Here is a 26,589-nt window from a genome sequence, read left to right as displayed (position 1 = left end):
GGTCAACGTTATGTTAGATAAAGTAGTCATTGCAAACCGAGGTGAAATTGCACTTCGCGTATTGCGTGCCTGCAAGGAGCTAGGTATTAAGACGGTTGCTGTGCACTCAACAGCTGACCGCGACCTAAAACACGTTCTTCTTGCGGATGAAACCATTTGTATCGGTAAACCTGCGGCAAGCGAAAGCTACCTTGATATTCCTCGTATTATCGCGGCAGCCGAAGTCACAGACGCGGTTGCTATTCACCCAGGTTACGGTTTCCTTTCTGAAAATGCCGACTTTGCAGACCAAGTTGAGCAAAGTGGCTTTATCTTTATCGGTCCAAAGGGCGACACTATTCGTCTAATGGGTGATAAAGTATCAGCAATTGAAGCGATGAGAAAAGCAGGCGTACCTTGCGTGCCAGGTTCTGATGGTCCATTGACCGATGACAACGACCGCAATACGCAGATCGCTAAGCGTATCGGCTACCCAGTTATCATCAAAGCGGCTGGCGGCGGCGGTGGTCGTGGTATGCGTGTCGTTCGCAACGAGAAAGAACTCGCAAACTCTATCGCCTTAACACAACAAGAAGCGAAGCAGTTCTTCGGTAACGGCATGGTTTACATGGAAAAATTTCTAGAAAACCCACGCCATATCGAAGTACAAGTACTCGCTGACGGTCAAGGCAATGCAATCCACCTAGGTGAGCGCGACTGTTCAATGCAGCGTCGTCACCAAAAAGTAGTGGAAGAAGCACCTGCACCAGGGATCACAGCTGAAATGCGTAAGTACATTGGTGATCGCTGTACTCGTGCGTGTATCGAGATTGGTTATCGCGGTGCAGGTACGTTTGAATTCTTATACGAAAACGGCGAGTTCTACTTCATTGAAATGAACACCCGTATTCAGGTTGAGCACCCAGTAACTGAAATGGTCACTGGCGTAGACTTAATCAAAGAGCAACTTAAGATTGCTGCTGGTCAACCGCTTTCTATCACACAAGAAGACGTGGTGATCCGTGGTCACGCAATCGAGTGCCGTATTAACGCAGAAGATCCAGAAAACTTTATCCCTTCACCGGGTAAAATTACACGCTTCCACCCAGCAGGTGGCCTTGGGATCCGTTGGGACAGCCATATTTACGCTGATTACACAGTACCGCCACATTACGACTCAATGATCGGTAAGTTAATCACTTATGGTGAAAACCGTGATGTTGCAATTGCTCGCGCTAAAAATGCACTGAATGAGCTAGTGATTGACGGGATTAAAACCAATACCCCGCTTCACAAGAAGATCTTGTCTGACGAGAACTTCCAAAACGGTGGCACGAATATCCACTACCTAGAGAAAAAACTAGGCATGCACCAATAACCTAATTCGTTCTCCTAAAAGAGGCCGGCCAATTGCCGGCTTCTTTTATCTCTGCCCTACTTCCAACGAACGTTACTGCTTGCTCATCTTGTGTTTACAGCAAAAATCCAACCCGAATTCTAAGAGACTCTATTTTTTTCACTGCAAAACCAGACCAGTACTTACCTCACCATTTTACTGATCCGCACAGCTCAACACCCTAACCGCTACAACATTGGCTTATTATTGAGCGATCAATCCATTCGCCCCGACTTTTTCACGTTTTAATAGTGACAAGCCTGTTAAAAATTTTTATACTGCCTGCGCTTTCAGTGATTTACCTTTAAATTACTATAGCAAATGGCCCTATAGCTCAGTTGGTTAGAGCGCACGACTCATAATCGTTAGGTCCCTGGTTCGAGTCCAGGTGGGGCCACCATTTTCTTACCTTACGTCTTTTGCACTCTTTTTTAACGTACTGCTTAAATCAATATTCAAAAGCCTATTTGATTGCAAACTATAAAAATATTTGCCCCATAACTCCTTAGCCATAAACTTTAAAGTTTCACGGCTTCAATCCAAAAAAGTACAGACACAACTATCAATCCACATAATAAAATACTGAAACCTAGTAACTAGAGCGTCAGATGACTCGAACCTCTACCCACTTGAACTCCATTCATCTAGTGCTGGCAAAACTCTAAGTATTTATATCCACATCACGTACCACTCCAGATAGCGGTTGCAGTAATTAGATAGTTGCCAAAACCAGAAAAATCAAAAAGTTGCATGAAGTTACAGTTACCTTATATTGAGACTGAATAAAAAACAAACACAACTGTAAAGGAAAGACTATGGTTACATTCAACACTCGACTACTTGCTATGGCATTGGCTTGTAGTTCCACTTCTGTTTTGGCTACTCAGGTATTTTATGATCAGGATGGTGCGGGAGATCATTCGCAGTATCAGGGCGCACCTGTTGATTTTATCTCAGCTCGTGCAGGCACAACTGAGTACTTTAATGCGCTCACAGGCGGCTTAGCGGCGGATGAGTGCCATCAATTTGAAGTGGTTAATACACAAACCGGCGATTTGATTGCTCCTCTCACATTCAACGCGCCCTTTATTTCTGGCCCACTACCTGCGGAGCATAAGCTGACAGAAAAGTCGGTTAAACTCAGCTGCACCTTGCCCTCAGGTGAAGAGGCGATTGTATATCACAAGATACCCAAGGCTCCCGCCATTGTATGGCACAGTGAAATCACAGTGGCTGATTGGCAAACGCCGAGCAATGGCCCAGGGTATTTTGCGGATGTTCAATATACCGGCTTGATTAATATTAATAACAACTCGCACCAAGGCCAGTGCCGCAAAGCCAATTATGTCAGTGGTAACCCAGAATTTTTCAATGAAAGACATCATGGTGGATTTTATAGTGATGTCTTGAATGTTGTCGGTGAGGCTAAATACAGTGGTTTTTATAAAGTGCTGGTGACAGAATTAATTTGTAAAAACTCGGGTGGTACAACTCGCCTTGTCGAAACTTGGCATATAAATCAAAACTCGCAATCCCGTGAGCTTTCTTCCGAGCTATTTTAAACACAAAAATAGTGCAGCCTAGCTGCACTTACTTTACTGAAGCTTAGCTCACACAAATTCCGTATTTGGGCAAAATATCATCAATGACACAGAGGCGATGCTTTTTGGCTGCATCGTGAAAATACTTCCAGTTAGAAGTTAAGAATTCACTGCGAAATGAATAGCTATCGTCGTCACCTTTAGCACGGGTTGTACCTAGCGCTTGGTGTTTCCAAGACCCCTCACCTTTTGCAATGTAAGTTAGGGTATAACTTCCAAGTCCAAACCGGTTAGCTTCAATGGCGTCAAGCCACAGTTGATGACGTTCTTCACCATCATCCATATCAAATTCAGCAAAGCACTGCGCTATTTCTTGCTTTAATGACTCACTCAAGCCCCTTGTAGCCTCGCCTCGATAGTCTTGATAGACTTTACAGAGCTCATCGGCTGCGACCAGAAAATCGCTTGGATTATCTCGCACCACTTTCTCGCCCAATCCGTTGATGTAACTCCACTGCTGATGAGGCTGATCAGGGTGGGAAAGCGCCTGCCCATGTCCTAAACTTGGAATATCATCTTGAAAAACATCAGAAAAGTATTCGCTTATTCGCTCGCGCCAAGTCTCTTCTGGTTCACCATTCAAGTCCGTTATTTCAGTCACTTCATTAACTTTATGCTGTATTCCAGCAAATCCCTGATGCCCCCAAGTATCAATAAAGACATGAGAGGTAATACCAAGACGGTGCAGTCCATAAGGCCTATGCTTATCTGCAATACACTCAGCGACCATATCTTTTGCTACATGGGAATGTGGCTTACACACTAGCTTTTGAATAAAGGTGCCTGACGGATTTTGCCCAGCAGGTAAACCGCCATTACCCGGTAGGAAATGAAAAGGTACCCACACTTTCATGTTCTTTAAGCTGTCTAGGTTTTTATAATCGAGCATCTTATGGGCAGTTGCGATGCGCTCGTAAGCAGCACCGTTATCAAACTTGATGTGACCATAGTTTGTTGCATCATCAACGTATTGTGCCGCGTGAGCAATAATTTCAGCCTCTTGGTCAGTGAATCCCGCCGCGCGTGCGACCACCCATGTCATGCCATGATGTAAATCAATTTGCATTTTTCGTTGTCCTTCTCTTTTCCTTTATCGCCACAGTGTAGTCCGTGACACTGAAAATGTAACTATTCCTTACTTTGATTTAGTCGCATTAGGCGTTTGTGGCTCTTGGCTTTGTGGATCCGTAGCATTTGGGTTAACCGAGGCAGGCAAAGCGGATGTGCTGCCCTCCGTATTTAAGATCAATGGTAGGCCATCTTTACCACTGCCTATTACCACCACTTTTGCGTTATTAGATTTCGCCAATTCTATGGTTGCTTCTATGCCACGCCACCTTAGGTATGTTTCAGATATCCCGCCACTCACTGTTTCTTGGAAGTCGGCTATCCCCTGAGCCTCCACTTTCTTTCGCTCAGCCTCTTTTTCAGCAACATCTAAACGCATTTTATATTCTTGGTATAAGTGCATTTGATTTACCTTCGCAACAATCGCACTATGCACGCCTTCAGGAATATCAACCTGACGAATAAGCATATCGTCTAGATTCACCAAATTGTGCCCTTGCATTTCGCTTTTTTCTTGTTTGAGTATCGACTTTTCTTGTAGCTGAACTTCTCTCAACACAGTGCTTAACAGTTGATCTTGGATCTTTAATCGCTGATTAGCATAGACCTCTTCAGCGGTATAATCAGAAACAATCATGCGAACCGCTGATGCAACTTCAGGGATCACAATTTCATCTAAATAATCCTCTCCAACTAATTTATGTAGGTAGGGAATATGTTCCACAACAGGACGGTACCGCACTGTTATTTCCATTTTGATCCTGAGACCCTCAGAAGTGATGGCATGGATCTCTGTGGTCGCGGTTTGGAATCGACTCGAATAAATCGTCAATGTATCCCAAGGATAAACTAGCACCGTGCCCTCATAAAATGGATGTTCTACGAACGTACCGCCGCCAAGGCGCTTCCACAGCACTCCAACTTGACCTGAGTCGACCTTGATAAAAATGATCTTGACCAATGCAACGGCAATAAACAGTAGAATAAGTAACGTCACACCAGCGCGAAAACGCCAAGACAAAATACGCTTATGCCACTTGGGCTTGTAACGCTTTAACACCCGCATGAGCAAATTAGATAGGATCAGTGCCAGTATTAAGCCGCCAGCGACGAGTAAGGCAAAATCCCCTGAAATATTAATGTTCATGATGGTACTCCATTACTTTCACTGTCGTGGTGTGCTAACAACTGACCTTCCTCCATTTTTAAGTGCACATCGGCCAAATGGAAGTAGGCGTCGTCATGGGTGATGGCAATAATGGTGTTACCACGCGCTTTTAAACGAGGTAACACTTGTTCGTAGAATTTTCGTCTAAAGATAGGATCTTGATCTGCCGCCCACTCATCAAAGATGTAAATGGGACGATTTTCTAAAATGGTACTCAAAAGCGCTAAACGCTTGCGCTGGCCTGATGATAAATCTATGGTGCTAAACGCCCCATTTTGAATACCCACTTTGGCACGCATCTCTAAAAAGTCCAACCATTCGTCGATTTCTTCAGTACTCAAATCACGAATACCATAGAGCTGCTGGAACAAATGAAAATCCGCAAAAACGGCTGTGAATAGGCTTCGATAAGCAAGGCGATTATCTTCCGTAACCGCTTTGCCATTCAAAAGGATTTGTCCGCTCTGTAATTCATAAAGGCCAGTCAACATCCGTATAAACGTTGTTTTACCGCTACCATTACCACCGGTAATAAAAGTGGTTTTCCCTTGCTCAAAGGTGATATCCACTGGCCCCACAGCAAACGGACGATCGCTCGATTTTTTCTGATGTTGATAAAACGCTCCCGCTAAGGTGATGGCATTAAATGAGGTTAGGCTTTCACTCGGTTCAGGTCGTTTAATCTCTTGCTCATCTTGGACATTTTTTAAATCGCGCTCCAATGCTAAGACGTTTTGCGCCGCCTCTGTTGCGGTGGTGAAAACGGGGATCCCACCAACAATACTGGTAATAGGGCCGATTAAAAATAGCGATGCGGTGGTGACTTTAATGACCACATCGGTATATACATCCGAAAGCATAGGGACGATAAACACCATAGCGCCAGTCGCTGCGAAAAAGGTGATTTGCGACAGGATAAAGTCGGTCGCAAACAAGGTTTGGGTTTTGGTTTTTGCACGCCTTGCACGATTCGAATCGCGGCGGTATTCATGTTCTAAATCTTCAGCTCTTGGCTCACTGAGCTTTACTTCTTTAAAGCCATCGAGCAAGTCAGATAAGCGTTGAATAAGCTGATTTTCGCTTTCAAAAGAAATGCGCATGTTGCGCTGGATTTCATTGGCGCGTAAACGGTGAATACTGGCTCCGACCAAAATCAGTGTCGAGATAACCATAAACGCCACAAAAGAGTGCCAAGCAATATAGAGCGATGTGAAAAACACCAAACTAATGGATTGACCAATGATCACAAACAGCTGTGCCGACTGAGATATAGTCTGTAACTCTTTGCTAATGGTATTAAAGATCCGCTCTTTGCCAATTTTCTCTAGTGTTGACAACTCGGTATGACGAATGCTTTCAAACAGATCGACTCTCAATTTGTCTATGGCACGCTCCACCATTTGCGCGGCTTTAGTCATCAATCTTTGCTGAGTGAACCCATATATTGCAATCGTCAGTGTAAATAGCACTAAGTAGTAAAGAATATGATTTTCTTTATTAATATCAGAGATATTGGCAGCTACGTTGTTGATAAGCGCAAGCACCAACGCATTGGCCAAACCAGAAATGCACCCCAGTGCAATAAAGGTCCTTTTCTTTATCTGAATATGTCGGCGAATTAATTCGTACAATACCATTGTTATTATCTTTTATTGTTATTGGGCTACCGCCCGCGCATGCTACTTAGCATAGTCCCTAAAAATCAAAACTGCCTGTTGGATTTAAATAAATATTGCATTAAAACATTAAGTTATATTTATAAATCGCCCAGTTTTACCGGCAATGTAAAATCTCATTCCTCGTCATTCACCTCTGTGGGCTTGCGCTTTTGCCCAACTAGTAAAATGATCAAGCCAACAATAGGCGTAAACATCAGCGAAATTAAAAAGAAGCCCACGGGCCCCGCAAAGGTGTTTCGTCCCCAATAACCAGTTAAAATGCATAACACTAAATATAAAGCGATAAGCATAATTTTCTCCAAGTTGTTGATAAATTCGGTGCGGAGAATAAACCAGCAGTTGCCTGCCGGTTTATGTCAGCCAGTATCGGTTATACTGTGGCTTTATCCGCTGTAGCTGTTGCGTCCGCATTCCCTTTATTTGCACGATACTTAGCTGCGATGTCTGCGATATCCCCTTTCATACTTGCTAGATTCAGGTCTATCAGCGTGCCGCCATTTTCAAAGTGTCGAACAAAAGTTGCGCCTACTGCGTGTGTTGATGCCGCAGACACAACTGGCATAAATGCGATTGCGCTTAACGTGCCAAGGACAGGAACCGCCTTCAAAAAGCTGCTTAGTCCCGCGCCCCCTAAGGTTTGTGGAAAAGAGCCGCCGATCAATGCGCTTACTGTGCCACGCAGCTTGTTGTCACCATATGATTGACCATAGACTTTCGCTACTTCGCCTATCATCTTCATTTGGATCCCTGTCAACGCCACCAAATCAACCGCAGGAACGGGAATAAACCCAGAGCCAAACGACCATTTTGTGTATTTGTCGACAATCAGCTGAGCAACGGCTGCTCTGTCTTCATCAGCAACAAGTTGTGATTCCTGTTGTTCTGGAGCGTCGCTCGCCTTGTCATCCTTCGCTGTTTTTGTCACTGCCATAATTCATCCTCTATGATTTATTTAAACAGTTGTCGAACTCATCAAGCACCATATTGGCACTTGCCCTAGTACCCAAAATCAAACAAGCAGCACTTATTCAACTCTGAGCTTTACCGCCTTCATCCATGATGAAGAAGTAAACCTAAGAACAACCAAGGACTTGCACAGTGTCACAAATACAACTGAGCGAAACGTTGCCACCTACTGCAGGCGTTCTATTAATTTGTTTAACCGAGCACGAAAGCTCGGTATTTTCCCTACCGCGTTATGCCTGATTCAAATCTTGCTGGCATTGCTCGGTACGGTGTTTATCACTATAGAAGATAATGTTGCGGATCTCCTTGGCGATACAATCTGACTCAATCCCCTCTTTCACATAGTTGCTAAACACCATGATGCTTTGATCTCGTTCCAGTAAACGGGTGAAACTGGTCACCCATGAATAGGGGTAACTACCAGAGTACTGTAAAAATTTTTCATACATTCTGAGATTTGCATCGGCTGGGTTTTCGGGGCAATTTGCCACTTTGCCGTACTGGTTTGGGTCGACATAAGTGACAAACCAGCCATAGCCATAGTATTCACACTCGTCGCTGCTACCAGTGTTAGAGTAGGGAGCAAAGGCCGCTAGTTTCTGGGTATCATTTAAGATTTGAGTGCCATACAAACCTTGATCCCATTTATGCATGTCTTCCACTGTGGAATACAAATCTCCAGCGGAATACAGCACCAAAGGGTTGCTATATGGATTCACTAAAATGTCTTCGTAAGGTGCGGGGCCTCCAGTGGCTGGCGGACGGCCATTAGCAAGCGATAAGTATTGGTTTTGATTATAGATATAACCTGTTGTCATATTTGCATAGACACCAATCGCACTGTAAGAGCCGCTGTCAGTCATGTTAAGCGGGTTTAGAATTTGCTCTTGAACAATATTGGCAAACCAATACTCACGACCGATATTGCCTTGTTTACCAGCCGCTAACTGCTCGATGATATTACCGATAAGATAGTAGTTACAGTTGCTGTATTCATACTTACTGCCGGGCGTAAATGACGGTGTACCACTTTGCCCCGCTTCGGCACCGCAGGTGCAAAAGCGGTTACTAAAATCTTCCGGTCCGTTAAGATCTAGACTCGCGTTATATAAATAAGGCCGCCAACCGTAGTTATCGTATACGGCTTCGTTATCGCTGTAGTTATTGATCCCAGACGACATAGTAAGCAAATGATGTAACGAAACATCCGCACATTGATTATCTGGGTACCAAGGCAAATGATCGCCAATGGTTTCCTGCCGTAAGTCCTTACCATCTAACATCTTCATTAAAATAGCGGCCGAAAACGCTTTAGTATTGGAGCCAATGCGATACTTAGACTTAACGCTGTTATCAACATCATATTGCATGTTCTGTGGTCCGCAGTTGGACTGGTACACCACCTTATCAACCGAGGTGATATAAACCGTGCCAAAGAATAGGTTGGCATCGCAATATTCCTTCACCACCGCCTCTATCATTTCTAATTGATTAGGCATAATCGTGTGATTATCTGCGATACTCTTTTTCTGCAAACAAGAAGCCAGTGCTAAGGTGATGCAAAATAGCATCATCATTCTTAGCCGCAGTTGTATTAGCCATTTCATTTTTTCATTCCTTACATTGCCAACCACGTAACCACTAACAAATGTTGTTGCCCGACTTTCATCGGAATGAGTACCAACTAGTTATGCTGACGCGATATTTGCCATGCCAACTAGTACTTTACGAGTGCCTGTGTAGGCCTCTCTACCATGAGTAAACAGCATATTATCCAGCAGCAAAATATCGTTTCTTTGCCATGGGTAAGCAAAACTGAGGTCTTGATAAACCTGATTGATGAGCTTGATGTCTTGGTCACATATTTCGCTACCATCACCAAAAAAGGCGTTACGAGGTAAAAATTCACTGCCGATACTGTCACGCATTTGTGCACTGAGTTGATTATCTAGGCTCGAGCAGTGGAACAAGTGAGCTTGATTAAACCATACCTTTTCACCACTTTTTGGATGGCGCATGACCGCCGGACGCCATTGCTTGGTTTGTAGCCTTTTATCATCAAGCCAAGTAAATTCGATTTCATTTTGTCGGCAATATTGCTCAACCTCGGCTTTACTCTCGGTCTGAAAAACCTCTTGCCAAGGTAGGTCAATATCACCGTAGTTACGCACGTACTGCACACCTAAACGCTCAAACTTGTCTCTTAATTCACTGGGAATACGACGATATACTTCACGGCTGTCGGCAAGTGGAGTGCACCCACCCGTGGTTGCTGGGATCACACAAAAAAAGCCCATTCGCATCGGCCAAACATTGGAGTAAGCATTTTCGTTATGCTGCAGGATCACTTGATCGGCATGATATTCCGTGGTGGTGTAAATATTGTTGTTCAGTGCCGTACGTGGTGAGGAGCGATAAACATACTGGCTTAAACGCTCACCAAACAAGGTCTCAAGTATGGCGCTAAACTGATTCGTGCTCACAATATTTAAGCCACGAAGCAATGCAAAACCATCTCGCTCAACCCAGTTATTCACCTCTTGAACGTGGTTTTTCACCCATGCCATGCCGCTTTGTTTAACCTCAGATAAGTCATGTATCCGAGAGTCTGCTGCAATTGTTGTCGGATCCAATTCCAAAGAAAGTGCGTGATCCATTGTTTTCCCATCCTTAAAAGTAAGTACTTTTGCTAGTGCAACACATAGTTGCGCTCAATTATGTTAACCAACTGCCCCACTTGCTCGGCTTGTAGGCAGGACAAATGATCTCCTTTGACTTCATAACAAGAGAGAGAGTGACTAAATGGTTTCCACCCCATGTCTTTATTCACAGGATGGCCTTCAAATTCTTGCGTTTGCTGCGTTTTTACAACGCAGATTGGGGTGTCGCTAAGCATAGACTGCATCTCAACATTTGCTCGCAGTTGGGCACTAAAAACTTGCTGAAAGTGGCGTAGATGCGCATCACTAAAATTAAATCCAGCTTGGTGTATCCAACGATTGAGATAGGCAATGCGTGCTGTTGCATCACCTTGTTGATAAGCACTGATTTCAGCACCAGAGACACTAAGGCGGAAAAACGCCATCAGATTATCCAGCATCATTTGTGCGATTTGCGTTTCATCCAAACTAAGAGTTGAGTTGCTCGGTACGGGCGTATCAATCACAGTTACCGAGCAACCAATTCGACCTTGTTGCTCAAGTAAAGTGGCAAGTTGATAGGCAATAAAGCTACCAAAAGAATGTCCGACCAAATGCACTTGTTCTCCAAGTTCAGCGTCTGCTAATACACTCAAGTAATACTCTGCGGTGCGCCTAATCGAGGTTAGTGTCTCGGGTTCCTCGGCTAGCGCCTCTGGCTGCAAGCCATAAACGGGTATACGGCTATCAAGCCCATTCACTAACGCATGAAATGCCATTAGCCAACCTCCCGCTCCCGCAATCAACACCACAGGTGTAAAACCAAGCTCCCCCTCTTGCAAACACACTAAGGTTTCAAGCGATTGAGGTTCGCCATCGCATTCGCCAAGACCATCTCTCAATGCTTGAATATACTGACTGAGCCCACGCACAGTCGGATACTCAAAAAGTGCCGACAGTGGCAAATTGAGTTGTAGGTGCTGATTAATATCACCCACAAGACGCATCGCTAATAGCGAATGACCACCTAGATTAAAGAAGTTATCGTCAAGGCACACTCCATCCACCAGCAAACGACAGGCAAACTGCTGCGCTAATTGAGTTTGTAGTGGTGTGAGCCTTTCCAGCTTATCCTCTTGCCGCAAGGATTGAGGCGGAGTGTATGAACCGGCCAGTGCAATGAGCTGCTTGCGATCTATCTTGCCGTTCGTTGTAAGCGGAAGTTGGCTAACTGATTGGAACAACTCAGGGACCATGTAAGCGGGTAGTACTGCGAGTAACTGCGCTCGCACAGCAGCATCATTCACTTCCGTATGCTGCGTTGGCTGTACAAATGCCACCAATTGCGCGTTGTTGCTGCTATCTTCGCGCACCACCACAGCACAAGCAGCAACCTCGTCTAGCAGCTGAAGCTGTCGTTCAATCTCACCCAATTCGATGCGGTAACCGCGCACTTTAACTTGGTCATCACCACGGCCTAGATACAGCAATTCATTTGATGCTAAGCAGCAAGCGCGATCGCCAGTTTTATAAAGCCGCTGGCCGCTATTTGGCTCAATAATAAAGGCCTGTTGCGTCTTTTCTTTGTCATTGAGGTAGCCTCTGGCAAGGCCAATACCCGCAATGTATAAATCGCCTTCCACACCGGTGGCTACCGCTCGGAGCTGCTCATCAAGTAAATATAAAGACAAACCCGCGACGGGCTGACCAATTGGCACGCGTGCACCGCTGAAGTGTGTGACATCATTAAGGGTTGCAGAAATGGTTGCTTCGGTCGGGCCATAGGCGTTAATAATTCGAATACGGTCACCATAGCGCTGCTGCCAATCGGTGAGCGCGGCTACCTGCATTTGCTCGCCACCTATGGTGATGATCCGTAACGAGGTTGGCAAGGTGACTGAAGTCGCAGCAAGTTGATGCCAATACGCCGTTGGTAAACTCATCAGTGTCAGCTCGGCACCTTGGCTTAATTGCGCCAGCTTGTTGGGGTCCAACATGTCGTCTGTCGGTGCCATCACCAGCGTTGCGCCATGAAGTAAAGTACAAAAAACTTCTTCGGCAAACACATCAAAGCTCATGCTAGCAAATTGCAGGTAATTGTCGCTTGGCGTAATCGCATATTGCGCGGCTAATGCCTGCACATAATTAACGACACTGGCATGCTCCACCATCACCCCTTTTGGCATGCCTGTGGTGCCCGAGGTATAAATTACATAACATAGGTCGTCAATCTGGCATGGCGCAGTAAAGCAACGACTAGGCTGCTCGCCCAAAGTGCCCTGAATACTATCTAAATCGACTTGAGGCACCACTTGCTCCGAGCTACCCTGCCAATATTCTGTTTTAGTAACCAGCATGGCTGCATTGGCATTTTGCAGCAGCAAACGACGTCGAGACTCGGGTAGTGTTGGTGCAATTGGTAGATAAGCTGCGCCCAATTTGAGAACCGCAAGCATAGCCACAATAAGCTGGTAATTCGCCTCTAGACACAGACCAATAATAACGGGGGATGTACTCGGCTCTAGTCGTGAAGCAAGGTAATAGGCGAGCTGATTGGCGTCTTTATCCAGCTGTGAATAGCGATAACAGCGTGCCTCCCCAGAGGCGGTACTATATTCACGAATAGCAATATGCTCAGGAAATTCAGCAGCAACTTGAGCAAACAATTGCTGAATAGGTAAATTTGGCGTTTGATATTTCGCCGCTTGCGTCAGTGCAAAAGTAGGCAAAGGCAATGCCTTGCTGTACGGCGCGTGTTGAGGCTGCCAAGACAATTTTCCGAGTGTTTGCTCTGGCTGTTGTGTCGCAGCTAACATCAGCTGCTGCATCGCCGCAAGGCTTTGCTCGATAAACACTTCATCAAAGCATTGCTGCTGATAGCTCAGCGTGAGCGATAAACCCGCCCCTACGCCTACCACAAAGGTCAATGGATAGTGCGTTTCGTCAACTTCACTTAAGGTTGTTGCGATAAAAGGTAGCGCAGCGCTATTTTGTAACGGATCTTGCGGATAATTTTCAAAAACATACAAGCAATCAAACAATGGACTGTCATTTTCAATACCCGACCATTGATGAACTTGTGTCAGTGGTGTGTGCGGGTGCTGCGCCAATGCCGTAAGCTGCGACTTCACCGCTTGCAGGTAATCTTTCACACGCGCATTTTGATCTATCGTTACATGGACCGCTTGAGTATTGATATACAAGCCAACGCGCTGCGCCATTCTACTAAGCGCTGTAGGTCTACCCGCGATGGTTTGACCAAATAAGGCATACGGTTCATTGCAGCAACTTGCCAACCAATAAGCCCAGAGCCCTTGGATAAACTGATTGATGGTAAGTCCTTGCTCGCTCGTAAAGCGAGTCACGGCATCTTGCAGCGATTGCGGTAAAGTCACACTAAGTTCTTTAACACCAGTCACTTTATTTTCAGTATGTAGTACCTTTTCGCTGAGTAATGTGGGCGCGGTAACTCCACCCAAATACTCCCGCCAAAACGCTTCGTCGCGGTCAACATGCATATGCAAATATTCGATATGATCGCGGAAATTATCTACCACAATGGGGCGTAAATCACCTTGGCAACGGGCTTGATAAAATGCCAATAATTCAGCAAATAACACCGGCAGCGACCATCCATCCATAATAAGATGATGATAGGTCCACACCACCCCGACATTGCCATCTTCAAAAACGATTAAACACAACCGCATACAAGGCGCTTGTGAGAGCCTAAGCGGCTCGGCAAGCTCCACCGCAGCCTGTGATTTCACCATGTGCGATTGTTCTTCTGCAACAGCATCGCTGTGCAGCAGCGTCAGTGGTACATCGGCATGTTTACAGACCACTTGCAGCGGTTCGCCAGCAACATCTATAAAGGCCGTGCGTAATATGCTGTGCTGTGTAATCAATTGCTGCCAAGCATAACTCAACGCCTCAATATCCACACAACCTTGTAGCAATAAGCTGGTTTGCTCGACGTAAGGTAGCGTGCTTTGAGTGTGCGTCTCACGTGCCGTTTGACTGTGGAACCACATGCCTTGCTGCAAACCAGTTAGAGGGTAAATATCCTCAACTTCCTCGTCAAATTGCCCAAGTATGCGCTGTAACTGCCGTTCAGAAATGCCGCTGAGAAGTGCAAAGTCACTGACTGTGTAATGACGTTGAGGCTGGGATTGGCAATGCTCGATGACCTGAATTAGACTTTCGAGTATCTCTTTACTTAGTCGCTCTGCTTCTTCAGATGATAAGCGCAGGCTGTCAAACTCCAGCGTTAACGCCAATTGACCATCGACAACAGCCGCTGTTAGCTGCGCTCCAAAGTAACTGAGATTTGACTCTGCAACCAAAGTGCCTGTCGACTCACGAGCATCTCCCAGCAAACCTTGTTGCTCAATGACTGTATCTAGCTGGCCTAAATAGTTGAAAAACAGTAAGCCTCGGGTATCAATCTCAAGCGATGAGCGAACGTTTGGCTCTGGGTGTAAATACCGTGCAGCACCATAACTACTGGCAACTTTAGCGCTCCTTTCAAGCTCTGCCTTGATACTACAAATCACATCATGCAAGCGGCTGCCATTACTAAATAACTGCATTGGATAAAGCGCCGTTAACCAGCCAATGGTTCGGCTACTGTCCAGTGCCTCCGTCAGTAACTCGCGACCATGCCCTTCTAGCATGATCACTTCACTGCCTGCACCACGCTTTTGCGCACACCAGGCAAGCGCACTGAGCAGCAATGCTTGCGCCGTTGTACCATAACTGGTGTTGGCGGCTCCCAGTAGCGCACGGGTGTGCATTGCTGACAGTGTGTGGCGAACTTTGGCTATGGTTGGGGTCGCGCTTGTATCCTTAAGACTCAATAAGTGTGAGGTTTCAGCCAGTGCAGCCACCTTCTGCCATTTGCGCAAACCACGCTCATCGGTTGCAAGTTCACGATAAAAATCGGCAAGTTCAGCCAAATTCGCGCTTGCGGCAGGAAGCTCCAACGGCACATTGTTTATTTTCTGCTGTAGTAGCTGGCTCACATCTTCAAGTAACACACGCCAAGAGACGCCATCTACTAGCAAGTGATGTGTGCTAAACAACAAGCGATTATTGGCCTCACTATCAGGTGTCTCAAATAGCACTGCTTTAAACAGTGGCGTGCCAGTAAACGCAAAGCCTTGCTGCACTTGCTCACTGAACTCGCTCAGCTCTGCTTGCCATACGTCACGCTCAAGCGTATGCGCCGTAACTACCTTTTGAGTATCAATGCCATCACGTATAAATAGGGTATTTTCATCCGCAACCACCAAACGTAGCGCATCGTGCTGGGCTATCAAGTACCCTATCACTTGCATGAGCTGCGCTGGTGTAACGGATTTATCTACACTCACCAGCACGCTCTGATCCCAATGACTGGGGTTGGCAAATTGTTGAGCAAAAAACCAATGCTGAATTGGTAATTTATCGAGTTTACCAACCAGTGGCTGCCTTTCTTTGCCTATTGGCACCAGAATATCTTGCTGGGCAAGTCTTGCTGCAAGTGCCGAAACACAGGGGTAGGTAAACACGTCGGTAGCGCTAACAGGTAACTTGAGTGCTTTGGCTTTACTGGCGATTTGAATACTCAAAATAGAGTCGCCGCCTAAAGCAAAATAGTCGTCTTCAGCGGTCATGGATGGCGTATTTAATACCTGCCGATAAATCGCCAGTAACTGGGCTACGATGCTGTTAGCCTGTGATGTGACCGCGCTCTGCTCGGTTACTGTGGTAGTCTGTTGAGTTTTACTAAGCGTTGCCAAGGCACGATGGTCAACTTTGCCATGCGGTGTCAAAGGCAGTCTTGCGAGCATAACAAAATGCTCTGGTACCATATAACTTGGCAGTCTCTCCTTTAGCTGGGCTTGAAGCACTTGAGGCTCAGTGTTTGCCACCACAAATGCCTGTAACTGTGGCTGCCTTGACGCGCTTGTGGTTATCTGAACTGCACATTCTTGTACGCTTGATAGTAGCCCAATTTGCTGTTCAATTTCGGCCAGCTCAATACGATAACCTCGCAGCTTTACTTGTCCATCGTTACGACCCATATAGGCGATTCGGCCGTTGCTCAGCAGGCGAACCAAATCTCCGGTTTTATAGGCACGCACCGCTTGCGATGGAGAGACTTGTAGCTCAATAAAACGCTCAGCGCTAAGCTGTGGTTGATGCAAATATCCTCTGGCAAGTCCTGCCCCTGTTACGTATAACTCACCGATCATCCCCGGTGGCACAGCGCGCAGTTGTGGGTCTAAAATAAATAGCTGACTATTGTCGACGGGCAAGCCGATATCTGGCACCTGTTTGTCAAACTCAACCACACCAGAAGTCGCGACCACCGAAGCTTCGGTAGGTCCATAGTTATTGACTAGGGTAAATCCGTACTCTTTTGCTTGCAGCGCACCGAGTTTATCGCCGCCAACCAGCAAATAGCGCAAGCTTTGTGGATTAAACAAAGGCTCAGTGAGCAGCACTTGAGCGATTGGCGTTGCAATAAAACTATGCGTGACTTGGTGCGTATTGAAGCAGGCAGTTAATTCGGCCGGTGACTGCAGCACGGTTTTTGGCACACACACTAAGCTCGCGCCAGCACATAGATAAGGCCAAATCTCCCAGGTTGCCGCATCAAAGGCGGGGTTGGCGGTTTGACTCGCTACGCTATGATTATCCACCGCAAAGGCGCGTCGGTGCCAACCACATAAATTCGCCAGCCCTTGGTGGGCTATCATCACGCCTTTAGGATTACCTGTTGTGCCTGAGGTATAAATCACATAGGCCAGCTGCTCCGCTTTAACTTTTGGAAACTGCTGAGGTAGTGGTATTGCCGCAAGGCGCGCTTGCACGTTGGCGTCATCAACACAAATGACATGTGGGGAGCGATATTCAGCCTCAATGTGGTTATCATCTAACTCTGCTGCCTCAAAGCGAGCGGCAAACTCACACTTGGTTAAAACCAGCGCTGCGCCGCTGTCTTTAGCGATGTAATTGACTCGCGCTTGAGGGTAATGAGGGTCCACAGGTACATAACATCCACCCACTTTTAACACAGCCAACATCGCCACAATGAGATCTGCGCTACCCGTCATCGCAACAAGCACAGGCTGCTCTGGTTGCAGCCCTTCGTTCAATAACAGCGCCGCCAATGCCTTGGCTCTTTCAGTAAGCTCACCATAACTCAAGGTTTGATTTGAGTTTGTGTCAATTACCGCAACTCTCCCGGCTTGTGCAGGCTCTGCCATATGTCGCTCAATTTGCTCAAGCACTGACTGCTCAAAGTGTTCCGGCGCTGAGTTGCCTGAAATCGCATGATTCTCTAGCGGCTGATCCTTGCAAAGTTTTATATCCGCAAGCGGGCACTCAGGTTGCGCGAGTAACTGCGCGATCACAACATTAAAACACTCTGCAATGCTAGCCACAGTTTCTTTTTCAAATAATCCACTGTTGTATAGCCAGTGCAACCTTAACTCTTGCCCATTTATTGTTGCGCTGAGCTCTAGGTCAAACTTGGCACGCGCGTTTTCCGACGCTAAAACTTCCGTGCTAAGGCCTACAAACTCCGGTGTGTGCTGTGGCTCCGGATTAAACGCAAAACTCAACTGGAAAACACTTTGGTGACTCAGCTCACGGCTAACACCAAGATGGTCAATGAGCTGCTCAAAGGGAAGTGATTGATGTTGATGTACTTGCTCAATCTGCTCTCTTTGTATATCGAGTAGCTGACTGAAACTCTGCTGCCAATCGACCTTCACGCGAATAGGCAAGGCATTGACGAAAAAGCCAATCAACTGCTCCACTTGCGGGTGATGCCGCCCTGAAAATGGCGCACCAACCACAATATCATCCACTTGGCTAAACTTAGCGAGCACCACCGCATACGCGCTATGCAACCAAATAAACGGGGTTATTGCCAAGCGCTGACAATGCTGTTGTAGCCGTTGCCAAGTCTCTGCGCTTAGCTGCTCATTAAATGCTTGCGCGCTATTATTCACCGCTTGCCCACGCGGCGTATCGAGCGGTAATTGGTGCAGTGGCGGCGCATCGTCAAGGTGCGCTGACCAAAATGCCATATCTGCACTTTGCTGCGCGCCTTGGCACAGTGATCGATGCCAATGGGCATAATCCGCGTATTGCACCTCAGGTGGCGCAATTAAGTCATGGGCAAGTTCACAGCCTTGGGTGTAATGGGCATAAAACTGCGTAAGCTCTCGCATTAATACTTCAATAGAGCGAGCATCACTAGCAATATGGTGCATATTGACGATAAGGCGATGATAACCTGATGAAAATCGAACTAGAGTTGCGCGGATCATTAGATCTTTACTAAGATCAAAACCCTGTGCTTGGTCGTCCCGTACCGCGCGCTGCCAAACCAAGTTTTGCCAAAGCGGCGATTGTGTGGAGACATCAATGAGCGTAACAAAATGCTCAGGCAAAGCCACAAGGTACTGTTTAGGCCCATCATTCGTGTTGGTGATAGCCGAGTGCAACACCTGATGCCGTGACAGCACCTTTTGCCAACTTTGCTCGAATGCGCTCAGATCAAACTCCCCTGAAAACGCCAATAACGCTTGAATTTGATATTGCTGGCTGCCCTGCTGCATTTGATCTAGTGTCCATAAACGCTGCTGAGCAAAAGACAACACTACGCCATTGGTTTTATCCACCACAGCAATAGCACTTAGCTGCGCGTCTTGCTTTTCAAGTGCAGCCGCTAAACCTTGTACTGTAGGGTGCGTAAAAATCGCTTGCAGCGGTAACTCAATGTGCAGCGTCTTGCGAATATGGTTTGCCAGTTTTGCAGCAAGTAGCGAGTGTCCGCCGAGTCTAAAAAAGTCGTCATAGCGACCAACCAACTCGCGCTGCAGTATCTCGGCAAAATAGCTTGCAAGTTGGGTTTCAAGCTCGCCAATCGGTGCTTCATAAGTGTTTTCGTTAAGGCTTGTATCAAGTTGCTGCAGTAGTGCTTTTTTATCTACTTTACCATTGCTGGTCAGTGGCATGGCTGAAACCGCTTGCACTTTGGCAGGCAACATATGGTCGGGTAAATTTTGTTTTAAAAACTGCTGCATGACCAACGTGATGTCGTCGAACTCGACTTGTTTGTGTAACATCACAAAGGCGCAGATCCAGACATTTTCTGGGTCTTGCCGATTTAACAGCACAGTGACCTCAGCCACTTCGGGATGCTGGCGCAACTGGTTTTCAATTTCGCCTAATTCAATGCGATAACCTCGAACCTTTACTTGGTCGTCAATTCGACCAACATAGCTCAGCTCACCGCTGGCCATTAGCCGCACGAGATCCCCCGAGCGATATAGCCGCTGCTCAGACCCTTCATTAAAGGGGTTTTGAATAAAGCGGGTTGCGTTTAATTCATCACGTTGCCAATATCCCCGACAAACCCCCTCGCCCCCTACGTACAACTCGCCCACGGCACCTTGTGGCAAGAGCCTTTGCTTGTCATCAAGTACATAGCAGCTGGTGGTCGGAATCGCACGACCTATATTACTGGTGCCAAGCGTCAGATCCGCAGGCTCCAGCGCTTTAAAGGTAACATGTACCGTGGTTTCGGTAATGCCATACATATTGATTAACTGACAATTTGGTAAGTGCTGTGCCCAAGGCTGTAGCTTACTTGGCTGCAACGCTTCACCACCAAAAATCACGTACCGCACTGCACATTGGCTCGCCAACTGACTGTCATTGAGTAGCGTGGCTTGTAGCGCGTAAAACGCACTTGGTGTTTGATTTAAGACCGTAACCTGAGCATCAACCAACAACTGAGCAAAAGCTTGGGTGTCTTGCGTAGTCGCTTTATCCACAACCACAAGACGACCACCAAAGAGCAACGCGCCATACATTTCCCACACAGAGAAATCAAAGCAGAAGGAATGAAACAAGGTCCAAACATCTTGCTCATTAAAATCGAACAAGTTAGGCTCAACATGAAGTAACCGCACCACATGACGATGCTCAATTTGTACGCCTTTTGGTCGCCCTGTGGTGCCCGAGGTATAGATCATATACGCCAAATCTTGCGGCTCAACCTGAATAGCATCAAGCTGCTTGAGGGCTTCGCGGCTGGCCTGAGGCTCTGCCTGTGACACATTAATTAGCTGGTATGAAAGCTGACTAAACTGTGCCTGCGTAGCGTTGTCACAAAGCAGCCATGGGCTTTGCACGTCTCCCAAAATATACTCAATGCGTTCTTGAGGGTAATCGGGATCTACTGGCACGTAGGCAGCACCAACTCTAAGCACTGCCAGCAAGGTCACTATCATCTCAACGCTGCGCGATATACTCACCACCAACATGGTTCGCGGCGTGACGCCTTGTTGTAACAGCATTATAGCCAGCGCATCGACTCGCTCGTTAAGGTCACGATAACTCAGCACAGTCGTGCTATCTTGCACGGCAGTGCGTGTGGCAAAGCGCTCGGCGTAGCGCGTGAATAAGCTGGTGATGGTGTCTTGCTTAGGCCAAGTTGCCGCTTGGCATTGAGCGTCCGTTATTAAAGCTTGCTGCTGTTTTTGGTTCAGTAACGCAAGTTCACCAACGGCGGTATGAGGGGCTGTAACACAAGCTTGAAGCAGCGTGTGAAAGCAATCTGCCCAATGTTTGATGGTCTCTTCTGTGTAAAGATGGCTATCAAACTTCCAATGTAAATAAAGCGCCTGCTCATCAACTACGGCATTGAGTTCTAAGTCGCATTTTACCGCTATGCTATCCGCCTGTTGTTTTTGCACTTCTTGAACCGATAATCCCGGAAGCGTAAAAGCACGCTCATCACGGGTTTCCAGTGTAAATAATATTTGCACTAGCGGATGGTGACTTAAATCTCTTGGAGCGCCAATCGCTTCAACCACTTTATCAAAAGGAATATCGCTGTATTCAAACGCTGCTAAGTTGAGGTCTTTTTGTTGCTGCAACCATTGACTAAATGGCATATCACTTTCAAGCTTTGCTTGCATCACTAAGGTATTAACAAACAAGCCAATTAACGGTGTTAATTCAGGATGATGACGGCCAAGCTCTGGCGTGCCTACAACCACCTGCTGCGATTGCGTAAGCCTTGCGATAAACAACATAAAGGTATTGAGTAGCCACATAAAGGGTGTCAGCTGAAGCGACTTAGCCTGTGTCGAAAACGCCGTAAATAACGACGCATCGAGCGCTTGGCGATATACTTTCCCCGTTAACGATTGCACCGCTGGACGGACAAAATCACAAGGCAATGACTGCAACGGTGCTAATTCGCTAAATTGCTGTTTTAGTTGCGCCAGTGGTGCCTCGATGCGATCTGGCGTTAGCTGTGCTCGCTGCCACTGGCTAAAATCGCCATATTGCACCTGCATAGTTGCAAGCGGTGTATAAGGTGCACCTATGTGTTTGCAATAACCAGCCTCTATCTCTTGTGCGAGTAGCGCCATTGACGCCCCGTCAGAGACAATATGGTGCATATTAAAAGCAAGGTGATGCTCATCGTCATCACTCACCACCAGCACGCGAAGTAAACAATCATGAGCCAAGTCAAAAGGCTTGTTTTGATGTGCTGCGATGCGCGAAGCAATGTAGGCTTGCCTTGTTTCCTCAGGTACTACACTGGCATCAAGCCACTCAAACGGCGCACTCACGTCATCCGTTATTTGCAGCCGGGGTTGGCCATCTTGTTCATTTTTTACAAACCTAGCGCGCAGTATTTCGTGGCGCTGCACCACATTTTGTACGGCGCTGTGCATTGCTTGAATATTAAGCTTGCCGCGTAACAAAAACTCGGCGGGCATATAATACTGCTTGCTACCTTGCAGTTGCTCAATAAACCACAGTCCTTCCTGCGCAAAGCTCAGCGGTAAGATTTTCCCCGCGCTTGGCTGCGCGACTATTTTCGGCGATGAGTTCGCCACATCACGGCTTTGCTGTTGGAAATAGGCAATGATCTCTGATTTATATTCAACCACTTGCTGTTTTAGCTGTGGAGGAAATCCAGCGGTTTGCTTAAATGCCAGGCCACCGTTTTTTTCATACAAGGTCACGCCAGCTGCCAATGCTTCTGCAATCAACGCCTCTATCTGTCTTTGCTGTTCATTCATCACAAAAACATCTCCTCAGACTGGCCGCTTTCGTCTGCCGCTTTGGCTGCACGGTGGATCTCACACCAAGTTGCAAGTGTGCTTACACTTGGCCGCTCGAACAATACTTTTAAGGTGATAGGCACCTCAAGCGCCTGTTCAATTAAGGCAACCGCTTGGCTTGCTGATAAAGAGTGCCCCCCTAACTCAAAGAAGTTACTGTTAATATCTCGAACTTGAGTGTTGAGCACTTGAGAAAAAATTTCTGCCAGCAGCATTTGTAGTTCAGTCATAGGAGCTAAAGGTGCCGTAAGCGCTTGCGCCTGTTGCGATTGCACCAGTTGTGCAAGCGCGCCCGAGTCTACTTTGCCATTATTAGTGAGCGGCATAGCAGCCAGTGCATACAGCTTATAAGGCAACATATAACTTGGTAGGACCTCTGCTAACGAGGTTAAAATCTGAGTGTGTAGCGCCTGTTCAAGCTCACAGATGGTATCTCTTTGGGATGGCGTAGTTAGCACCACACAGGCCTGTAAGTTATCTTTACTTTCGTTAAGTAACACATGTGCTTGTTGCACTGCATCTAGTTGCTCAAGTTGCGCCGCGATCTCTTCAAGCTCGATGCGATAACCACGCAGCTTAACTTGGTTGTCTCGACGACCAATAAATTGCAGCACGCAAGGGCAGCCCTCTTCATCTAGCAGCCAACGCACTTGGTCGCCCGTCTGATAATAACGCTGCAAGTTATTGCTCAAAGACAATGACACAAATCTACTGGCGCTGAGCTCTGGCAACCCAAAATACGCCTGAGCCACATTATCGCCTGCGATGTATAGCTCACCGGGCATGCCCATAGGCACAGGCTGTTGATGCTGATCCAGCACCACCAAATGAGTGCCTTGAATGGCGCTACCGATTGGCACAAAGCGCTGCGATTGTTGTGCAAGCGACACTGCATCTTGGCCGTTACAGCGATACACACAACAACCGACTGTTGCTTCTGTTGGGCCATATTCGTTATAAAAATAAGCCTGTGGCAACAGTGCCCCAACTTGAGCAACCACGCTGCTAGATAGAGCTTCTCCCCCCACCACAATGTGGTGCACAGCATTGCTCGGTTGTAATCGTGCCAGCACGCCTTGCAAGTGGGCTGGAGTCAGCTTAAACAGCAATGACTCTTCGCGCGCTAAACACGCACTAAGCTCTGTGATTAACTGCTCACCATCGCTTAGCAGTACTACACCAAGACCATTAACCAGCGCGCCCCATAAGCTCGTTACAGTCGCATCAAACGCTAAAGGCGTGCTGACAACACTCTCTTGTATATCGCCTTGGAGATAACTGTGGCTAACGTGCTCAAGATAAAGGTGCAAATTACGATGGCTGACCACCACGCCTTTGGGTTGCCCTGTGGTGCCTGAGGTATAAATTATATAAGCCGGCGCATCAATATCACTTAACGGCGCAAGCGCTTCTACAGGCATGTTCAGCCAACCCTGCTCTGTGTCTATTAGCATCACACGGCAGCTGAGATCTGCGCTGTTTGGAAGTAGTGCTGAGGTGGTGATAAGGCAAGCCGCTTTACTGTCACGCACTATATATTGCTGACGCTGACTCGGTGCATTGGGGTCAAGCGGCACATACACGGCCCCGACCTTTAAGACTGCCAAAAGTGCCACAACTTGCTCACAGCTTGGCGCTAAGCTTATTGCAATCTGTGACCTTGCTGTAACACCTTGCTCAATCAAGTAACGCGCTAGTTGATTACTTTGGGACTCCAACTCGCCAAAACTTAACCGTTTTCCAGCCATATCTCGCACTGCATTATGGTTCGCGTGGTGCTGAGCAAAATGTTGTATTTTATCGCTGATAAACCAAGGAGATTGAGGCTGTGCTTGCGTGGCGAGCCCTAGCTCGCTGAGTGCTTTACTCTCAACTAATGGTAAGGTATTCACGCTTTGCTCAGGGCTTGTGAGCGCAGCATCAATTAAGGTCACAAAAGCATCAACCATCGCCTGTACGCTAGTGTGTTTAAACAAGGCTTTGGCATAATTCCACTGCACTGCTATCTCACTGCCCGATTCTTGTGCATTCACTTCTAAGTCGAACTTCATTGCAGGCTTTAGATCAAGCTGTTGCTCAATTTTAAGGTGAGGTAGCTTGAAGTCACTTTGTTCGTTATTTTGTAATGCAAAGAGTATTTGTAACACGGGCGAATGCGCTAGGCTACGCGGAGGATTAATGGCATCAACAAGTTGCTCAAAGGGTAAGCTCTGATGGGCAAACGCCGCCAAGATCACCTGCTTTTGCTCACTTAGCCAGTCGTTAAATGACGGCGCCCCCACTTTGTGAGCGCGAATAGCCAAGGTATTCACAAAGCAGCCCAGTAACCCCTCTAACTCTTTCACCTCACGTCCGGCAATGGGCGAGCCAATAACAATATCCTGCGTTTGACTAAGACGAAGCATCAACAGCGAAAAGGCACTTTGCAACCACATATACAAGGTCACCCCTTGTGCTTGGCAATGCGCTTTTATCGCCTCAACTTGCGACGTCGTAAGAGTATGACGAATACACTCACCATCCAGGGACTGAACTTGTGGTCGCTCAAAGTCCAGCGGTAATTCATGAACAACAGGACACTGCTGCAACTGAGTTTGCCAATAGGCAAGATCCGCCTGATAGCTATCTTGCTGTTGCTGCTGCCAGTAGGCAAAGTCTGCATACTGCAGCGCTAACGGTTTAGCGTATTGCTCTGGCAAAGGGTACGCTGGCGCTTCACTAAAGTGCCGATAAAACGCCACGAACTCTTTGGCCAGCAGCGCCATCGACCAACCATCGCTGGCAATGTGGTGCATGTTAAACAAGAGTCCAAATTGGTTGTGACTAAACTGTACACAGATAACGCGCAGCATAGTGTCTTGGCATAAATCAAAAGGTTTGCTGAGTGATTGTTGCTGCAATGTTTGCCAACGCAGCTGTTGCTCTGCGTTATTCAGCCCAGACAAATCTACTAATTCCACAGGACAGGCTACTTGATCACGAACCTGTTGCACTGCACCGTGCTCACCATTTGCAGGAACGATGACCGTACGGAGTACTTCATGACGTGCAACAATCGCGCTTAACGCTTGTGTTAAAGCATCAATATCTAAGGCTCCCTCACACCAATAGCTCGCTGGCATATGGTATTGCAGACTCTGCTCATGTAACTGGTCAATTAACCACAAACGCTGCTGAGCAAAAGACAGAGGTAACGCTTGGGCTCTTGATACTGGCTCAATGGTATGGCTGTGCGCAATCATCGAACTTGCGGTTATTACTTCAGCAAACGCTACAATACTTGGCGCATCAAAGAGTTGTGGTAAGGTGATATCTCGCCGCTGCTCACTGCGCACTCGGCTTATCACTTTTATGGCAAGCAGAGAATGCCCGCCTAAGTCAAAGAAACTATCGTTAATACTCTGTACTTGGCTCGGCAGTAGCTCACGATATAACTCAAGTAAATAACGCTGTATGTCCGTGAGCTTAGATCCATCAATTACCTCAGCGACCTCTTGGCTTTTCGCCTGAGCCTGATAGGCAAGCTGTAATGCTTGCTTGTCTACTTTTCCGTTTGCAGTCAGTGGAAGATCAGCAACGATATCCAGCGCGGCAGGTAACATATAACTGGGCAACGACTGCGATAAAGCTTGGCGCAACTGCACGTGTGTGAGCTTAGCCTCACCATTTAAAACCACATGAGCCACTAGGCTTTCTTGTGCTTCATCAACACTCACAGCGCAGCTTTTTACTTGCGCCAACGCGTCGATTTGATGGGCGATTGCCACAAGAGAAATACGGTAGCCTCGCAGTTTTACTTGCTCGTCTAACCGCCCTAAATAACAAAGGTAGTCAGCCTCACCGCGCGCATTCGCCTGCCACTTTGCCTTGTCGCCACTGCGATACCAACGCATGCTTGAAGTACCAGACGCAGGCACTGCTTGCTCAACAAAGCGTGTTTGCGT

At 47.0% G+C, this 26,589-nt stretch carries 11 protein-coding genes and 1 tRNA gene (1 of these 12 running past the window's edge); 3 read left to right on the top strand and 9 right to left on the bottom strand.

What is annotated here, in order from left to right; genetic code table 11:
* Positions 1–10 precede the first annotated feature (10 nt).
* The 3 genes from accC to NH462_RS12050 all read left to right on the top strand — a co-directional run bounded on the left by accC (position 11) and on the right by NH462_RS12050 (position 2,937).
* Complete coding sequence (gene accC / locus NH462_RS12060) at positions 11–1,357, top strand: acetyl-CoA carboxylase biotin carboxylase subunit (RefSeq protein WP_010368767.1); 1,347 nt, start codon at positions 11–13, stop codon at positions 1,355–1,357.
* 341 nt (positions 1,358–1,698) lie between these two features.
* Positions 1,699–1,775 (top strand) — tRNA-Ile (locus NH462_RS12055).
* 415 nt (positions 1,776–2,190) lie between these two features.
* Positions 2,191–2,937: a hypothetical protein gene (locus NH462_RS12050; protein WP_253105805.1), complete on the top strand. Its 747-nt coding sequence runs from the start codon at positions 2,191–2,193 to the stop codon at positions 2,935–2,937.
* Between the two features lie 43 nt (positions 2,938–2,980).
* On the opposite strand, the gene NH462_RS12045 is transcribed toward NH462_RS12050, so the two are convergent.
* From NH462_RS12045 to NH462_RS12005, 9 genes are all read right to left on the bottom strand, one after another.
* Complete coding sequence (locus tag NH462_RS12045; protein WP_253105804.1) at positions 2,981–4,042, bottom strand: DUF6765 family protein; 1,062 nt, start codon at positions 4,040–4,042, stop codon at positions 2,981–2,983.
* Between the two features lie 69 nt (positions 4,043–4,111).
* Complete coding sequence (locus NH462_RS12040) at positions 4,112–5,191, bottom strand: prohibitin family protein (protein ID WP_253105803.1); 1,080 nt, start codon at positions 5,189–5,191, stop codon at positions 4,112–4,114.
* On the bottom strand, positions 5,188–6,849 hold the full coding sequence (locus tag NH462_RS12035) for a cyclic peptide export ABC transporter (RefSeq protein WP_253105802.1): 1,662 nt from the start codon (positions 6,847–6,849) through the stop codon (positions 5,188–5,190). Before NH462_RS12035 ends, NH462_RS12040 begins: the two co-directional genes overlap by 4 nt.
* Positions 6,850–7,004: 155 nt before the next feature.
* Positions 7,005–7,181, bottom strand: coding sequence for a hypothetical protein (locus tag NH462_RS12030; protein ID WP_017217212.1), 177 nt, complete (start codon positions 7,179–7,181; stop codon positions 7,005–7,007).
* 80 nt (positions 7,182–7,261) lie between these two features.
* Positions 7,262–7,822, bottom strand: a complete 561-nt coding sequence (locus NH462_RS12025) for a DUF697 domain-containing protein (RefSeq protein WP_010368778.1) — start codon at positions 7,820–7,822, stop codon at positions 7,262–7,264.
* 265 nt (positions 7,823–8,087) lie between these two features.
* A complete protein-coding gene (locus NH462_RS12020; RefSeq protein ID WP_253105801.1) occupies positions 8,088–9,464 on the bottom strand; it encodes a serine hydrolase domain-containing protein in 1,377 nt (458 codons plus the stop codon).
* Between the two features lie 81 nt (positions 9,465–9,545).
* Positions 9,546–10,514 (bottom strand): TauD/TfdA family dioxygenase, encoded by a 969-nt coding sequence (locus NH462_RS12015; protein ID WP_253105800.1) that lies wholly within the window; start codon positions 10,512–10,514, stop codon positions 9,546–9,548.
* A 32-nt stretch (positions 10,515–10,546) separates the two neighbouring features.
* Entirely contained in the window at positions 10,547–22,603 is a 12,057-nt protein-coding gene (locus NH462_RS12010; protein ID WP_253105810.1) for a non-ribosomal peptide synthetase, read from the bottom strand.
* Positions 22,603–26,589, bottom strand: the 3' end of a protein-coding gene (locus tag NH462_RS12005) for a non-ribosomal peptide synthetase (RefSeq protein WP_253105799.1). Its footprint extends 5,841 nt past the window's final position; 3,987 of the gene's 9,828 nt are visible here — the last part of the coding sequence; its start codon lies off the right edge, out of view; it ends in the stop codon at positions 22,603–22,605. Before NH462_RS12005 ends, NH462_RS12010 begins: the two co-directional genes overlap by 1 nt.

The organism is Pseudoalteromonas sp. OANN1 (genome assembly GCF_024124685.1).
Classification (GTDB): Bacteria; Pseudomonadota; Gammaproteobacteria; order Enterobacterales; family Alteromonadaceae; genus Pseudoalteromonas; species Pseudoalteromonas piscicida.
Note: the sequence above shows the minus strand (reverse complement) of the source record. Positions and strands in the feature narration are given on the sequence as shown.

What these genes read in the sequence shown, in the direction of transcription:
- NH462_RS12010 (WP_253105810.1), bottom strand. Translation starts at nt 22,603, where the DNA reads ATGAATGAACAGCAAAGACAGATAGAGGCGTTGATTGCAGAAGCATTG.
- NH462_RS12040 (WP_253105803.1), bottom strand. Translation starts at nt 5,191, where the DNA reads ATGAACATTAATATTTCAGGGGATTTTGCCTTACTCGTCGCTGGCGGC.
- NH462_RS12050 (WP_253105805.1), top strand. Translation starts at nt 2,191, where the DNA reads ATGGTTACATTCAACACTCGACTACTTGCTATGGCATTGGCTTGTAGT.
- NH462_RS12025 (WP_010368778.1), bottom strand. Translation starts at nt 7,822, where the DNA reads ATGGCAGTGACAAAAACAGCGAAGGATGACAAGGCGAGCGACGCTCCA.
- NH462_RS12045 (WP_253105804.1), bottom strand. Translation starts at nt 4,042, where the DNA reads ATGCAAATTGATTTACATCATGGCATGACATGGGTGGTCGCACGCGCG.
- NH462_RS12015 (WP_253105800.1), bottom strand. Translation starts at nt 10,514, where the DNA reads ATGGATCACGCACTTTCTTTGGAATTGGATCCGACAACAATTGCAGCA.
- NH462_RS12035 (WP_253105802.1), bottom strand. Translation starts at nt 6,849, where the DNA reads ATGGTATTGTACGAATTAATTCGCCGACATATTCAGATAAAGAAAAGG.
- accC (WP_010368767.1), top strand. Translation starts at nt 11, where the DNA reads ATGTTAGATAAAGTAGTCATTGCAAACCGAGGTGAAATTGCACTTCGC.
- NH462_RS12030 (WP_017217212.1), bottom strand. Translation starts at nt 7,181, where the DNA reads ATGCTTATCGCTTTATATTTAGTGTTATGCATTTTAACTGGTTATTGG.
- NH462_RS12020 (WP_253105801.1), bottom strand. Translation starts at nt 9,464, where the DNA reads ATGAAATGGCTAATACAACTGCGGCTAAGAATGATGATGCTATTTTGC.